The organism is Stieleria magnilauensis (assembly GCA_007753675.1).
GTDB classification, from domain to species: Bacteria; Planctomycetota; Planctomycetia; order Pirellulales; family Pirellulaceae; genus Stieleria; species Stieleria magnilauensis.
In genome coordinates, this window is sequence record CP036432.1 from 1417866 (window position 1) to 1432628 (window position 14763).

Annotated in this window: 13 protein-coding genes; 6 read left to right on the forward strand and 7 right to left on the reverse strand. The window is 54.7% G+C overall.

Annotated elements, in window-relative coordinates; genetic code table 11:
* Positions 1-101 precede the first annotated feature (101 nt).
* The 6 genes from TBK1r_RS05190 to TBK1r_RS05215 all read right to left on the reverse strand — a co-directional run bounded on the left by TBK1r_RS05190 (position 102) and on the right by TBK1r_RS05215 (position 3656).
* A complete protein-coding gene (locus TBK1r_RS05190; RefSeq protein ID WP_145207850.1) occupies positions 102-344 on the reverse strand; it encodes a hypothetical protein in 243 nt (80 codons plus the stop codon).
* Positions 345-356: 12 nt separating this feature from the next.
* Positions 357-1607, reverse strand: coding sequence for an IS256 family transposase (locus TBK1r_RS05195; protein WP_145207852.1), 1251 nt, complete (start codon positions 1605-1607; stop codon positions 357-359).
* A gap of 33 nt (positions 1608-1640) precedes the next feature.
* The gene (locus tag TBK1r_RS05200; RefSeq protein WP_145207854.1) at positions 1641-2273 is read right to left on the reverse strand and encodes a hypothetical protein; all 633 of its coding nucleotides are present in this window, start codon (positions 2271-2273) and stop codon (positions 1641-1643) included.
* A 199-nt stretch (positions 2274-2472) separates the two neighbouring features.
* Complete coding sequence (locus tag TBK1r_RS05205) at positions 2473-2934, reverse strand: hypothetical protein (RefSeq protein WP_419580990.1); 462 nt, start codon at positions 2932-2934, stop codon at positions 2473-2475.
* A 130-nt stretch (positions 2935-3064) separates the two neighbouring features.
* Complete coding sequence (locus tag TBK1r_RS05210; RefSeq protein ID WP_145207856.1) at positions 3065-3343, reverse strand: metal-sensitive transcriptional regulator; 279 nt, start codon at positions 3341-3343, stop codon at positions 3065-3067.
* Positions 3344-3419: 76 nt separating this feature from the next.
* On the reverse strand, positions 3420-3656 hold the full coding sequence (locus TBK1r_RS05215) for a hypothetical protein (protein WP_419580991.1): 237 nt from the start codon (positions 3654-3656) through the stop codon (positions 3420-3422).
* An 857-nt stretch (positions 3657-4513) separates the two neighbouring features.
* On the opposite strand from TBK1r_RS05215, the gene TBK1r_RS05225 reads away from it, so the two are divergent.
* The 4 genes from TBK1r_RS05225 (at position 4514) to TBK1r_RS38325 (ending at position 9602) form a co-directional block, all read left to right on the forward strand.
* Entirely contained in the window at positions 4514-5545 is a 1032-nt protein-coding gene (locus TBK1r_RS05225; protein ID WP_145207858.1) for a hypothetical protein, read from the forward strand.
* Positions 5545-7605 (forward strand): carboxylesterase/lipase family protein, encoded by a 2061-nt coding sequence (locus TBK1r_RS05230; protein ID WP_145207860.1) that lies wholly within the window; start codon positions 5545-5547, stop codon positions 7603-7605. The genes TBK1r_RS05225 and TBK1r_RS05230 overlap by 1 nt, the downstream gene beginning before the upstream one ends.
* A gap of 3 nt (positions 7606-7608) precedes the next feature.
* Entirely contained in the window at positions 7609-9144 is a 1536-nt protein-coding gene (locus tag TBK1r_RS05235) for a hypothetical protein (RefSeq protein WP_145207862.1), read from the forward strand.
* Between the two features lie 275 nt (positions 9145-9419).
* Positions 9420-9602: a thioesterase family protein gene (locus TBK1r_RS38325; RefSeq protein ID WP_419581529.1), complete on the forward strand. Its 183-nt coding sequence runs from the start codon at positions 9420-9422 to the stop codon at positions 9600-9602.
* Here the strand turns inward: TBK1r_RS38325 and TBK1r_RS05240 are convergent.
* Positions 9529-10497 carry an alpha/beta fold hydrolase gene (locus tag TBK1r_RS05240; RefSeq protein ID WP_419581530.1) on the reverse strand — a complete coding sequence of 323 codons (969 nt, stop codon included), beginning with the start codon at positions 10495-10497 and terminating at the stop codon, positions 9529-9531. The genes TBK1r_RS38325 and TBK1r_RS05240 overlap by 74 nt on opposite strands.
* A gap of 218 nt (positions 10498-10715) precedes the next feature.
* Between TBK1r_RS05240 and TBK1r_RS05245 the strand changes: the two genes are divergently transcribed.
* Both TBK1r_RS05245 and TBK1r_RS05250 read left to right on the forward strand, forming a co-directional pair.
* The gene (locus tag TBK1r_RS05245) at positions 10716-12356 is read left to right on the forward strand and encodes an acyltransferase family protein (RefSeq protein ID WP_145207864.1); all 1641 of its coding nucleotides are present in this window, start codon (positions 10716-10718) and stop codon (positions 12354-12356) included.
* Positions 12353-14752 (forward strand): DUF1592 domain-containing protein, encoded by a 2400-nt coding sequence (locus TBK1r_RS05250; RefSeq protein WP_145207866.1) that lies wholly within the window; start codon positions 12353-12355, stop codon positions 14750-14752. Before TBK1r_RS05245 ends, TBK1r_RS05250 begins: the two co-directional genes overlap by 4 nt.
* Positions 14753-14763: the final 11 nt, after the last annotated feature.

Consider the following 14763-nt stretch of genomic DNA (forward strand, 5'->3'; position numbering starts at 1 on the left):
CATTGTTGCCAGCAGAAGCGTCGTTCACATCCGGTCAATGAAAACAACCCGACCGAGCTTCCAAGCTCGGCCGGGCTGTTGTAGCTTCAGCGTGGGAAGGACTACCCCGACGTGTAATAGATGGGTTGCGGAGATGAGCTGTCAGCTTCCAATGAGTTGAGGAATTCCTCCAATTCGCCCTCTTGAATCACGACGTCACCCTCGCTTGGGGTCTCATCGGCGGTGTAATCGAAATGGCTTGTGTAATAGTTTGCACTTGAGTACGAGTAGTAAGACGTCGAGTTGTGGTATGTCAGAGGCGAGCACTCGACGAAAATGTGGGCCTGTCCAAAACTTTGTGTCACCGGTTCAGTTGTTTAGTATCGGTGGCTCGGCGGTAGGCGGTCCTCAAAGAGGATTGCAAAGTGGTTGAGTGCTTGCTTCCAATACTTGATCGGGCGGGTCCAGCGTTTGGATGCCTCCATGATCGCCATATAGATCAACTTGGTTGCTGAGTCCTGGCTCGGGTAGATCTTGCGGTTCTTAGTAAACTTGCGAATCGTGCTGTTGACCGACTCGATTGCGTTGGTCGTGTAGATCACCTTACGAATCTCGGGCGGGAAGTCAAACAGTGTGATGATGTCCGTCCACTTATTTCGCCACTGCCGCGAGATCGTCGGATACTTCTTGTCCCATTTCTCCGAGAACCGCTCCAGTTCGCTTTCAGCCTCTTCGGTTGTCGATGCGCGGTAGATTGATTTTAGATCACCTGCGACTGCCTTGCTGTCTTCATGCGAGACGTAGCGAAGGGCGGCGCGAACCAGGTGCACCAAGCAAAGCTGAATTCGAGCTTGTGGAAAGGCGGCTCGAATGGCTTCGGGGAACCCGGCAAGGCCGTCGACACAGCATACGAAGATGTCGGAAAGTCCGCGGTTTTTCAGGTCGGTTAAGCAGTTCAACCAGAATTTCGCCCCCTCGGTTTCAGCGATCCAGAGGCCCAAGAGCTCTTTCTTACCATCCAGATTGATTCCCAAAGCAACGTAAATCGTGTGGGGGCTGACCTTGGCCGATGCACCCCGAACGTTGACGACGATCCCATCGAAATAGACGATCGGACACACCGGATCGAGACGCCTCGACTGCCAAGTCTTTAGCTCGGCTTCCAGGTCCTCGGTGACGCTAGCGATCAGCGTTGGTGAAACATCCACGCCGTAGAGGTCTTTGACGATCTGCTGGATGTCGCGGGTGGTCAATCCTTTTGCGTAGAGGGCCAGGATTTTGTCATCGAATCCATCAATGCGACGCCGGTGCTTTTCAATGATCTTCGGCTCAAACGTCGAGTCTCGATCCCGAGGTGTTTCGATCTCCAGTTCCCCAAAGTCACCCTTGAGCTTCTTTGAAGAATGTCCGTTGCGACAGTTGTTTCGTTTTTCTTTGGAAGGCGTGCTGCCGGAGGCCGGTTCGGATTGTTCTTGATCGAGATGGTGATCGAGTTCGGAGTTGAGCATCGTTTCGATGCCCGACTTCATCATTGTTTTGACCAATGCATTCAATTCACCGATGCTCGAAGCATTGCGAGCAAATTCAGCAGCAAGTTGTTCGACTTGCTCTTTCGTCTTGGTATCCATGGGAAGGGGCTCCTGCAGGAGAAAGTGTTTGGGTCAGCTTACAGTTATTGCTGGCAAACACAAAATTCCTGACAGGCCCAAAATGTCGGCACCAGCGTTGCCCTCTAAGAGGTCAAAACGTTGATCCATTCCGCCGATGAGAATGTCGTCTCCAGTTCCGCCGGAAAGGATGTCCGCGCCGTCCCCGCCATTAAGCTCGCAGTCGATGTCGAACCAGCCGAAAAGCCAGTTGTAGTACGCCATTTGGCTGACATTCCAAAAACGAAAATCGTCGTCTCCGCCACCACCATGGAAGATGATTCGCGAAACTTGTTCCGGGCCGAACCAGCGAACATCCTGTGTTCCGATCGCTGAAGTTACTTCAACACGCAATAGTCCATTGCTGCCCGTGTAGACGATGCATTCGTCGTCGAAATCGGTTCCCCAAATCTGAAATGTCCCAGTCGCCCAGTCGAACTCCGACGATGGTGATAGTGGATTGGCTTCAGCCGAGCCATCCGACGTTTCGGATTCATTGGCCGTCATTGCCGTAGCCGACGTATAGGAGCCGGTGTAACCCGTCCCGCTGACGCTTGCTGTGGGGCTGTAATAGTACAACGACTGCGCGTGGGCGGTTGTGGCCAGAGTGAAAGTAGCGATTGCCGCTAAAAAAATTGTTTTGAGCATGGTTCTTCGTCACTGAGCAAAGGGTTGTGTTTGTGAGTACCCCTTTCCAAGCGGAGCCATTCAAACATTGTTACATACATTTGGGATTAGAAGGCAGAAATGATGTCCGTTTCGCCAACGAGCCGCTTTACAGACAAGCGGAGGGCGAGGGAGTCAAACCCTCGCCGAAAAAGGCCCCCTTCCCAATCTAGGATTCTTTTCAGGATTCGCTTCTGGTGCAAACAGCCAGTGCGTTTAGATCTTGGCGGCACGCGGATTGCTGATCGACGAAGGCAGCTTGTAATTGGCTTGCTAGGTCATCAGAATCGCCGATCGACTGCGAAATCTCGATCGCCAGTCGCGGATCGGGATCGTCGTGCGTCGAGTGACAGATGACGAATTGCCGTTTGGTCTCCTCTAGCATCTGCATGCTGGCGTGCCAAAGCCGATCGACGGGCTCTACGCTCGCGGCGGGCTTGTGCCCATCGACCTGTCGCGCCGCTCGCATCATCGAAGAAACCTCCAAACAGAATCTCAGCATGCGGCTCATGGCGTACCGCGGTTCGCCGAACCGAAAGTAATGCAGTACCGGATAGAAATGATGCGATTCCAACAACTCCGCCATGTTCGACGACAGCGTGGGAAGGTCCTGGTTGACCAAGGAAGGAACGCTGAAACCCACGATTGATGACTTTCGTGATCGGGCCAACCGTTGCCCGTGGATGGAGAACTGCCATGAAGGTTTCCCAGACTCCAAGGCAAGTCAACAGAAACCCGCCAGCAGTCAGGAACCAATTCATCACGCTAATGCTTCACTCGCCGTACTTCCGAAAAACAGTCATTAGCTCTTCGATCTTCTCGTCGCGGTCCTTGGCATCCTCGCTCTTGATTGCATCGCTAACGCAGGTTCGGATGTGCTGTTCCAGAATAATCTGACCGACTTTGTTCAATGCCCCGGTCGCGGCGGACAACTGCATCAGAATATCGACGCAGTACTCCTCGTCCTCGATCATACGACCAACTGCTTCGACTTGTCCGATGACGCGTCGAAGTCGGTTGTTGAGCTTCTTTTTCCCGTCGTCTGAGAGCATTGGTGAGAACGTTGGAGAGGCGGATATCACAGAATCTCGGATTTTACCCTCAAAACGTCTCCTTGGTTAGTCCGCTTCACATCATCATCTTGGGCGCGGCTTCATAAGCGTGGAGATCACCGAATCGGCGAACGATTTCAGCAAATACCGCACCTTTTTCAACGGGCTGGTCGCTGTTCATCACCAACTCATACAGGTCGTCCGGCAGGACCCGGAGTACCGTCATCAATCCCTTCACGCTCATCGGGTAGCTGGCCCGCATTCCGCGAACTTCTTTTCGGCTCCAAATCGCCTTCATGAAGTCATCGGACATCTCCATGCCCATCATCTTCTGGGGATAGCCCGGACTTGAACAACAATGATCGCACTGAAAAATACTCCTGATCCGAACAGCATCCTTTGGAATACTCGTTAGATCGGCAGGATACCTGAGTGGGGTATATAAAAACCAAACTCTCAGGCCACTTATCGTGCAAAGCTCGGCTTGAGCGGGAGAATAGGAAAGCTCGCAATTGCCCCGCCCATTACGCAAGCTTCGCAGCCCGCAATCTCAACGCATTGGGCATCGCTTGGCGGTTACAACCTATCGCTGCTCGCACCCGAGATCCAAGAGGGGTTGCTGTACCTGCCTTGCGAGATAACGGGGCGTTCCAAAATTCACGAATGGAACCTGCGTCCGATCACCAGGCAACTGCCTTGGGAACGCCAACGAGAAATGTGGTCGAATCTGCTCGCTACAGGACAAGCATCGCATTCGAGTTCAGCGAACGACTGTTAGATGTGTCCAATCAGCGATTCAGTCATTGCTTTCTTTTCCTGCCACAAGAAAAGCGTCTTACACTGTAATTCACTGCTGCAAATACACACTGCCGCGCGACGGTGAGCCATCATTCGCCGGGACACTTCTACAATCGCATACAATTGCATACGAATTTCGTGTAGTCACGTGACCGATACTCAACGTTCAATTGAGTAGCATCCGTGGCTCACTACGTCGCCTCGGAGCGTTGAAAAACCAAACAGGAAATCCGTTGCATGTGGAAATTTGGATTGCAGTTCGCGCTGACCGTGCTGTGTTGCATGCCGTGTTGTTCGGCTGAGACAACGCCTCGCAGCCATCTTGGCGATCGTGTCGAATCGTTCACGTTGGACAATTGCCATGGAAAATCCGTGTCTCTGGATGATTTCGCCAATGCACTGCGTGCTCAGCGGACGCCGGAAGTCTTTCTGCTGGCCCATGAACGCGTTGTCCGATATCACGGTCGCATTGACGACCAGTATGGCGTTGGGTACTCGAAACAACGTGAGTTGATCTCTGCTTGGGTTGAAAACGGAATGCCCGAGGGCGACGCCGGTGACTTGCCGGAGCAACCGGAATTCGCCGAGGGCTGGCAGATTCAGAAGCCGCATCAGGTCATCGCAATGCGAGACAGGCCATTCTCCGTTCCGGCTGAAGGCGTCGTCGATTACAAGCGTTTCGTCGTTGATCCTCAGTGGGATAAGGACAAGTACATCGTGGAATCGGAAGCTCGGCCGGACAAGCGCTGCGTCGTGCATCACATCTTGGTATACGTTATCCCGCCGGGTGAGAAACGTCGTGATCTTCGCCAGACACTTGCAGGGTATGCTCCGGGAAGTCCGGCGCTGCAACTCAAAGATGGAATTGCGATCGAGGTTGAAGCAGGTAGCAAGCTGCTGTTCGAGATGCATTACACGCCCAATGGAACACCCACAGATGATCTGAGCTATGTTGGCTTTCGCTTCGCAAAGAAGGAAGACGTGCGGAAACGTCTGCGTAGGCGACTCGCCGCGAATCACAAGTTTGAGATTCCAGCGGGAGCGGCGAACCATGCGGTGAGAGCTACTTATGTATCGCGACAGGAGGAGAACCTCCTCAGCATGTCACCGCACATGCACTTGCGAGGCAAATCGATCCGCTATGACATCCGCTTTCCGGATGGGCGTGAAGACACGTTACTGAACGTTCCCAATGACGACTTCAAATGGCAACTCAAGTACATACTCGAGGAACCGCTCACGTTGCCAAGGGGAACGCGGATCGAATGCACGGCCGTGTTCGAAAATAGTGAGTACAATCTCGCCAATCCCAATCCTTCAAAGCCGGAACGCTGGGGCGACCAGAGTTTTGAAAAAATGATGATCGGATTCATGGACACCGTACCTGTGAAGGATGAGTTTTAGTGAGAGCACCAACGCCACTCCTGCTCTTGATCGTCTCGTTGGCCTTCGGCACGACAATATTGTCGGCCAATGACTTCACCCGTTTTCGTGGAGCTGACGCGACGGGCGTTGCCAACGATCATCCGAAACTTCCTGATCATTGGAGCAAGACAGAGAACGTTGCTTGGGTGGCCGACGTACCAGGACAGGGTTGGGGGAGCCCGATCATCGTTGGTGATCGCGTGTTTGTATCCTCCGTCGTTGCAGAGGAAGAGAACATCAAGCCAAAGGGAGGCCTATATCTTGGCCAAGGCGTGCGCGACCCTGCGAAGGGCATCTTTACCGCGTCGCCTTGGGCTTACAACGGGAAGTTATTTTGCTTGAGTGAGGATGGTTTGACCTACGTCATCAAGGCCGGCCCGGAATTCGAGATTCTGAACACAAATCCGCTGGATGAACTCTGCATCGCGACTCCAAGCGTTGTTGGTGACAAGCTGCTCGTCCGAACGCAGACGAAGGTCTATTGCGTCACACAAGGTGCCAAGTTGGCCGCAGTTGAGTCCAATGACGAATCAGCGATCGTTCAGACGCGGCTCGGTCCGGTGGCTGGTACTGCGTCGCGAGACGATTCGATCGAAGTGTTCAAAGGCATACCGTATGCTGCGCCACCGGTCGGCCATCTGCGATGGCGACCGCCTCAACCTGCGGCCAAGTGGTCGGATGTCAGAAAGTGTGACAAGTTCGCTGCGAGATCGCTGCAGACGAACAATCGACCGAATCAGTCAGAGGATTGTTTGTACCTGAACGTTTGGACGGCGCGCGAACGAGTCAGAGAGAAACGTCCCGTGATGGTTTGGATTCACGGAGGCGGGTTCACTCAGGGCTCGGGACATCAGCCCGGTTATGACGGTACGCAGTTGGCCAAGCGCGGAGTTGTCGCGGTCACGATCAACTATCGATTAGGCGCGTTGGGCTTCATGACTCATCCGGCGCTTTCGGCGGAGTCTCCGCGCGGTTCGTCGGGCAACTACGCTATTCTGGATCAGATCGCGGCGTTGGAATGGGTTCGCGACAACATCGCTAACTTTGGCGGCGATCCCGAGAACGTAACGATCTTCGGCGAGTCGGCAGGCGGCACCAGCATCTATCTCCTCACGGCAACGCCGTTGTCGAAGGGGTTGTTTCATCGAGCCATCTTGCAAAGCCCTTGGCTTGATCCCGTCATCTTTCGAGATCTGAAAGATGAAAACGCGAACGGTCCGCCAGCCGAGTTCGATGGTGAAGAGCAAGCTCGGAAGTTGCTGGGCAGCGATGCTGGTAATGGCGACGCCGAAGGTGATGCTGTGCTTGCGAAGCTGCGAGCGATCCCGGCGAGCGAAGTGCTCGGCAAAGTCAAGCAGCGCTGGCCAATAGCAACGGACGGCTGGGTCTTCCCCAAGCCTCCGCATCAAATCTATGCTGACGGCGAACAGCATGACATTCCCGTCATCGTCGGCACGAACCGCGACGAAGGAACCATGTTCGCACCCCGAAAAGCGTTTGGCGGAACGTTGGAAACGTACAAGCAGGCCATGGTCGAACGATTTGGCGAGCATGGAGACCAAGTCGCGGACTTTTATGCACCTAAGTCCCAAGACGATCTTTGGAAAGTAGCCGTCCAGCAGATCACGGACGTCTGGTTTATTCAGCCCTCTCGCGAGTTTGCTCGTGCGATGGACAAGCAAGACACCGACGTCTGGATGTACCACTTCACCAAACCCGTTTGGGGCTGGATGGGCGCGGCACACGCCGCCGAGATCGGATACGTTTTCGGAAATCTGGAAGAACCGAAACCGGACGACGCGGAATTGTCCCGTGCCTTCATGGATTACTGGGTGCAGTTCGCAAAGACTGGCAATCCAAACGTCGAAGGCAACCCTGAATGGCCGCGATATACGACCGCCGAGGACCGTCATCTTGTGATGGACAAAGCGATCGATGTCGACTCTGGCCTGCGAAGTGAAGCTTGTAACCTACTTAACGACATGCGGCGAGAACGACGGAATCAGGCTGTGCCACAACATGAATTCCGCAAAGACTGATTCATGGCACAATTGCACAAATTGTTGAACAAGTTAGCTGCCAAATGGGTTATTTTGGTGGCCGCTGTTTTCGCTAGCTCATCGTTGCTTTCAGCGCAGGAGCAACCTCCTCAATCGCTTGAAAAGAAGATGCAGCGATTTCAACAGCGTGCCGAGCGTTGGCATCGCGCCGGCGAGATCATGCGAGAATTCCATCCTCTGATGAAAGAGGGAGAGTTCGATCGCGCCGAGGCGATGCTTGACCGGGCACTCAGCATTCTCGAAAGCGGAACCGACCCGCAAGCAGCAGAACGACTTCGCAAGTTTCGACGGCAAACGGATGAGACACACTACATCATTCTGCCAGTCCCGGAAGCCGGGCATCTGCATGGCGGAAACCTCGAAGCCTTTGAGCAAGGAATCCTGCGAACCAAGCGGCAACTCGGTTCGGTCGCCGATCCCACGAGACATAATTGGGGCTTCCACCTGATGTTGCCTGCTTGGCGTTTTGACCCTGAACACCTTTTCAGCCCAAACGCCAGCCCGCAAGTCATAGCGCGTTCTGTAGAGGGAGCAATCGAAGTCGCTTTGCGCCACGATGTCGCTGTCTATATCACTGTAGAAAATCTTGAATGGGACAACCGGCCTGACCTCTGGAACTTCAACGATGAAGAAGAGCCGGGCTATGATCCGGCCAATGCAAAGAATGTCGAATGGATGGACTGGAACGGCACGCCGCATCCGCATCGCTATCGCGACTGGGGCCGCCCCGAACAGATGCCGCCAGTGATCTGTTACAACAGTCTCGCTGTCGAGCGCGAAGTGTCGCGTCTGGCCGAACAGGTCATCGGCCCAGCCATCGCAGCGGGACTGAAGAAGCTTGCTGATACCAATAAACAGCACCTTTTCGCAGGAGTGACCGTTGGCGCAGAGCCAGCGTTGCCGAACTACTCCGTCATAGACAAAGTCAATCCGCGGATTGCCGAGAAGATGGAACGTGACGGCGTTCCGCGCCGTCGTCTCGGCTACAACGCATTGACAAACCTTGGCTACGGCAGAGACAACCCGCCTGCGGACTTCGCTGCTACGCTGGCCAAGGTGAATCAGGACTACATCTCGCTGTGGGCGCGAAACCTTGCCAAGGGCGGCGTCCCATCGAACAAAATGTACAGCCACGTGGCGGCGGGAGCAGGAGTTGTCGGTTCGCCCGGAGTGGAATTCACGAACGCCCCTATTTCGATCGCGTTTGCCGAATCCTGTCGTCCCGGCTGGACAACCTATCCGGTTGGACCGTTGCAGCATGACTTTGGCGTGCTTTATGAAGCACTCGCCGCGCATAACAATCCGCCGTGGGCCAGCACAGAAGCAACACCCAGTGGCATCGGGCCGGGAGGCACTTCAATGCGCGAGTACCTTCAGCGGCACTTCGATTTTGGAGCGACGGTCGTGGTGTTCAACACGGGCGCGACCGATCCGGAGTTCGCCCGGCGACTGCACCGTGAGGTTTGGGGCGAGGACGCACTTCACGCCTATCAGGAATTTCTAGCACGCGATGAGTGATCATGACGAAGAAAATGCCGCGGCTATTCTGTGCCGCCGATACACAGTATTCCTCAGAGCAACAGCGCTGCATCCGCAGCAACAGCCCCCGCTTCCTTTGGGATGCCCGAAGTTGAAACAGCAATCGAACTCAGCGACGTTAGCTCGCCCAATCCATAATCGACGACGTACTATCAATAGCGATTGAAATGCAGGGCACGATCAAAACCGGCACGATCCGAGAAGAGCGATTTACTGTTGCGGATCAGCATTTGATCGATTTAGCAAATGACGGGATGCCCAAAATCCTCTGCACACCGTGGCTGATCTGGTTTCTGGAGCATGCGGCGCGCAACGCCATGCTCCCACTGCTTTCCCCGGGCGAAAGTACTGTCGGCGTTGTTATTAATGTCGAACACACCGCGGCGACTCCTGGCCGAGAAGCGTGCTCTGTAGCCAGCGAACGATGGTCTGTGTGACCACTTCCGGTGCGTCTTGTTGAACGAAGTGGTCAGCGTTTGGAACGGTGACCAAAGTAAGTGGCTTTTCGAGATAATTCCAAGTTCCGCTGAGCCCGTCGGCCAACAGGGCTGTGTCTCTGAGTCCGTGGATCATCAGCACGGGACATTTTACCTTGGGGAAATCGGTTTGCTGCTTGTACGGCTCCCGAGGATAGTTGGCCTTGTAGTAGTTCAGCATGCCGTCAAACGATGAACGTTCGAAGGCTTCGATGTAATTCCCGCGCGCCTCAGCGTCCTTGACCCAAAACGTCAGTCCTTCGGCTGTTAGCTTTGATGCTGCATCGGCCTGTTGAAAGCCCCGTGCGTACGCAGAGGCGTTCTGCTGCGCTGGATTGTTGGCAAGTTCGCGCGTCAGACAGGCGGGATGCGGAAGATTGAGAACGACGAGACGCTCTGTCATTTCAGGGTGCTGCATGGCGAACGACCACGCGATCATCCCGCCCCAATCATGCCCAATCACAGTCGCCCCGGTCTGTCCAAAGTGCTTGATAACGGCCTCCACGTCGCCAACCAGCTCGGGCAACGCGTAATTGTCGACGCCTTCCGGTTTGTCGCTTTTGTTGAAGCCTCGCAGATCGATTGCGACCACTTGATGATTCTTTGCAATCTCCGGCATCTGCTTTCGCCATGTGTACCAGTAGTCGGGAAAGCCGTGCAGCATCACAACCAGCGGGCCTTCACCAGCGGTGACGTAATGAATCCTGACGCCGTCATTGTCGGCGAATCCGTGCTCGCCCAGATCGTTTGCTCTTGTGTTCGCCGTGCCCGCAAACACACCGAGGAACGTGAAAGCGAAGAAAATTAGGTTGGGAGTATTCATTGGCATGACTCTGTACGGCGGAAAAAGCGACATCACCAGGGGAATTGTCGCATCCTCAGTGCAAATGACAAACCGCCTCTACAATGCAATACAAAACGAGACCAATTCGATGTCGATGAAAACGAATCGAATGCTGATACTGCTACGAACCATCTTCGTAAAGGAAGCCGCCGAGGCTTTCGGCTGCGGCAACGCGGAAACTCTTGGCAAATTCCGCTACGGAAACAACAGGAACATAAATTAGCAACAGCATGTCCGCCACCAAACTTACCCCCGAGTCTCGTCGTCACGATCTGGATGCTCTGCGTGCTGTGGCGATGTTGCTTGGCATTGGACTGCATGCCGCGATCTCGTTCATTCCGGGCGATGGGTTCTGGGCCGTGAAGGACACTCAGACGAATGAGTTCTTTGGCTTGTTGATGGCGTCGATTCATGGCTTTCGGATGCCGTTGTTCTTTCTGATCAGCGGATTCTTCACGATGATGCTCTTTCGTAAGCGAGGTCTGCGATCGCTGCTGGGGCATCGCTTCAAGCGGATTTTTCTGCCAATGGTGCTGGCACTCTTCACCATCATTCCCACGGTCTGGGCGGTTTCGTTCTATGTGGGATTGAAAATCAAATCAAAAACTGCCGGGCCAGTATCTGCGGAGCAGATTGACATTCATCTGGCCGCGGCGCTTGGGAAAACCGATCGCCTTGCCGGGTTGCTCGACGAAGGTGTTGATGTCGACTCTCGCAATCACGATGGCGTGACACCCTTGATGGTGGCGGCGTTGTTTGGCCGACCCGAGGCGGCAGAGTTACTGATTGATCGAGGTGCCGACTCGACAATCAAGGGAAACAAAGGCGAAACAGTTCGCGACCTGTTGAAAGTCGATCAGGGGACGACTCAGTGGATTGGCGGGATGATAGGCGTCGAAGTCGACTCCTCAGCGATGGACGAGGGTCGACATGAGATTGCAGCCATCCTTCCGTCGCGGGCAATCGGAACGATCGCTGCCAAGTCGGAAACGCCAGTAAGCAGAGAACAACCAATGGCTGCTGCGGTCGGATTGATTGCCGCTGGACTGTACTTCCCCCTCTTTGGGCACCTGTGGTTCTTGTGGTTTCTATGCTGGCTGGTGGTCGGATTCGCCGTTTGCATCAGTGTCGGTCGAGCCGTAAGTATTCCAAGAGCGCCGACATGGTTTACGCTTTCGCCGGTCAGTCTGCTGTGGCTCGTACCGCTAACCATGATCCCTCAATCCTTCATGGGACTCCAGGGGCAGGCATTTGGTCCTGACACGTCGATCGGTTTGATTCCGATGCCTGCCGTTCTTGCGTACTACGCAATCTTCTTTGCGTTCGGGGCGTTGTACTTTGACGCACGTGACGACGAGGGAAAGCTGGGAAGCCGATGGGCGATCACGCTTCCGTTCGCCGCTTTGGTGCTGCTTCCCATTGGATTGGCAACAAGTCAAATGTCCGAAGGCATAGGGCGATCGGTGTCGGTCTTCGTGCAGGCAACGTTCGTCTGGCTTGTATCGTTTGGGATGATGGGCATTTTTCGACGCTACCTGTCATCCGAAAGCAAGGCGATGCGATACCTTTCCGATTCATCCTACTGGCTATACCTCGCCCACATTCCACTGGTCATCTGGTTGCAATACGTGGTTCGCGATTATGACGTGTCGCCGCTGCTGAAGTTTCCGATTGTCTGTGTGGTCGCCGGCGTGATGCTGCTCGCCAGCTATCATTGGTTCGTTCGATTCACGCCAATCGGCACCTTGCTCAACGGCAAACGCTCGCGAAAGCCGCGCGAAGTCATCGTGGAGGCAGAACTGGGCGAAGATGACCAACGAACGCCCGATCCCGCGACGCTCCGTCTCTCCGGCGGTAGAATGGCCTCATGAGCTGCCAAACACACATCGTCAGAGCAACGCTGGTTGGACTTCTATTCGCGCAGGTTTCGAGAGCAGACACGATCGATCCCGCGATCACTGCACTGGTCGAGACGTCCTGCATCGCGTGCCACGATTCATCAACCGAAACGTCGTTAGACTTTGAATCAGTTGGCGGATTGGCTGATCCCGAGGCATTCCGAATGTGGGTCAAAGTGTTCGATCGCATACAAGGCGGCACAATGCCTCCGGAGTCCGAAGAACGACCAGACCCTGCGGTGTTGAAATCGGCCACCGGAACGCTCGAAGCTCGACTGCGAAAGTTCAGTCGATCTGGTCAGGATACGGCTGGTCGCGTCCCTGCTCGCCGATTGACCAAACGGGAATACGGATACACATTGCAGGACTTGCTGGACATCGAAGGCGATGTCACAAACCACCTTCCCGATGAAGTTGAATCGGGAAGCTTCGACACGGTTGGCAGCACGCAACGGTTGTCGGCGATTCACATGGACGGCCTTCTGCGCGCCGCCGATGACGCTCTCGGACTTGCCATTTCACTCGGTCCGAATCCGTATCATGAGCAGACATTCGATCTTGAGAACAATGCATTCCTGAACGATTTCCACGAGAAACCGTTGGAACTGGGTGGCAATATCTCGCGCCGTTTGGATGAAGGCGTGGCTCTGTTTCGAGACGTCGACTATCTGATCCAATCTGGCATTCTTGGATTGCAGGTGAATGCGCCGGGCACTTATCGAATCAAAGCCACGCTGGAGGCGTTCCAATCGAAACAGCCGGTGACCTACAAGATCATCGTCAAGCAACCCAGCGGCGGTGCGACGATTGTAAGGCTGGGCGACTTGCTGCCGGATAACCCGGAAGCAATCGAAGTCAACGCGTATCTGAATCCGGGCGACAACTTTTATGTGACTCTTGAGAGTGACGATTCCGTTTTTATCGGCTTGGCGACGCAGGGCGCGAAAAACTACACGGGTTCGGGCTTGGCGATTCGATCGCTCGGCGTGGCCGGACCGATTCAACAGCAATGGCCACCAAAGAGTACACGTGAGCTGCTTGTTGGTGTGGAACTCGTGACGAATGAGCAAAACGGCTCCACGATAGTCGAACTTTCAAAACCACGGATCGAACACGTCCGTGAAATCGTCGACGAGTTTGCCGAGCGAGCGTTTCGGCGTCCGGTCGATGCTGCGGAATTGGAGTCATTCGTCGACTTGGCGCTACCCGGAATCGAAGAGGGGCTGTCGTTTGATGAAGTCATTCGAGTGCCCTTGAGGTCTGTGTTGTGTTCGCCACAGTTTCTGATGCATTCCGGTCAGCCCGGTCAGCTGGATCCCCACTCGCTGGCCAGTCGGTTGTCGTACTTTCTGTGGAAGAGTCTTCCGGATGACGAACTGCTCGACGCCGCAAGACGCGGCAAACTGACGGAAGCCACCGAACTGTCGCGGCAAGTCGAACGAATGCTGGCCGACGACCGGTCACAACGATTCGTCAACGATTTCATTGGCCAATGGCTTCGTCTCGACAGAGTCAACGCGACGTCGCCGGATGAGAAGCTCTATCCCGAATTCGACGAACCACTCGGCGACGCGATTCCTCAAGAGACGCGGTCGTTCTTTACTACATTGATCCGAGAAAACGCTTCGCTCACCCACTTGATCGACGCCGACTATACCTTCGTTAATCGTCGGTTGGCCCAGCATTACGGGATGCAAGGCATCGAGGGGCAGCATTTCCGCAAGGTAAAGCTCGCAGAAGGAAGCCCGCGCGGCGGCGTTCTGACTCAGGCTGCGATCCTGAAGACAACAGCCAACGGAACGGTCACTTCACCAGTGACTCGCGGGAACTTTGTGCTTACCAGCCTCTTGGGTACGCCACCATCGCCGCCTCCGCCGGGCGTTGGCTCAATCGAGCCTGACACTCGTGGCAAGACAACGATCCGCGAGATCCTAAGAGCTCATCGCGACAACGCGTCCTGCAATACCTGTCACCGGATGATCGACCCGCCGGGATTCGCTCTGGAGTCGTTCGATCCAATCGGAGGACTGCGAACCCACTACCGTGCCAATGGTGCGGGCGAGGGTTTCTTTGCAAAAGTTTCGCAGGCGACGTATCACAATGGGCCACGTGTCGACTCTAGTAGCGTGACGGCCGACGGTCGTGAGTTCTCCGGCATCAAAGAGTTCAAAAACCTGCTGATGGAGCAAAAGGAACAGGTCGCCAGAAACGTCGTTTCGCAGTTGATCGTCTATTCAACTGGCGGTGAAATCGAATTCGCCGATCGAGATGTCATTGATGAAATCCTCAAGAACACGGAAAAGGGCAACTATCCGATGCGTGACCTGATTCACGCTGTTGTCCACAGCAGACTGTTTCGTGAAAAATAGAAATGGCATAA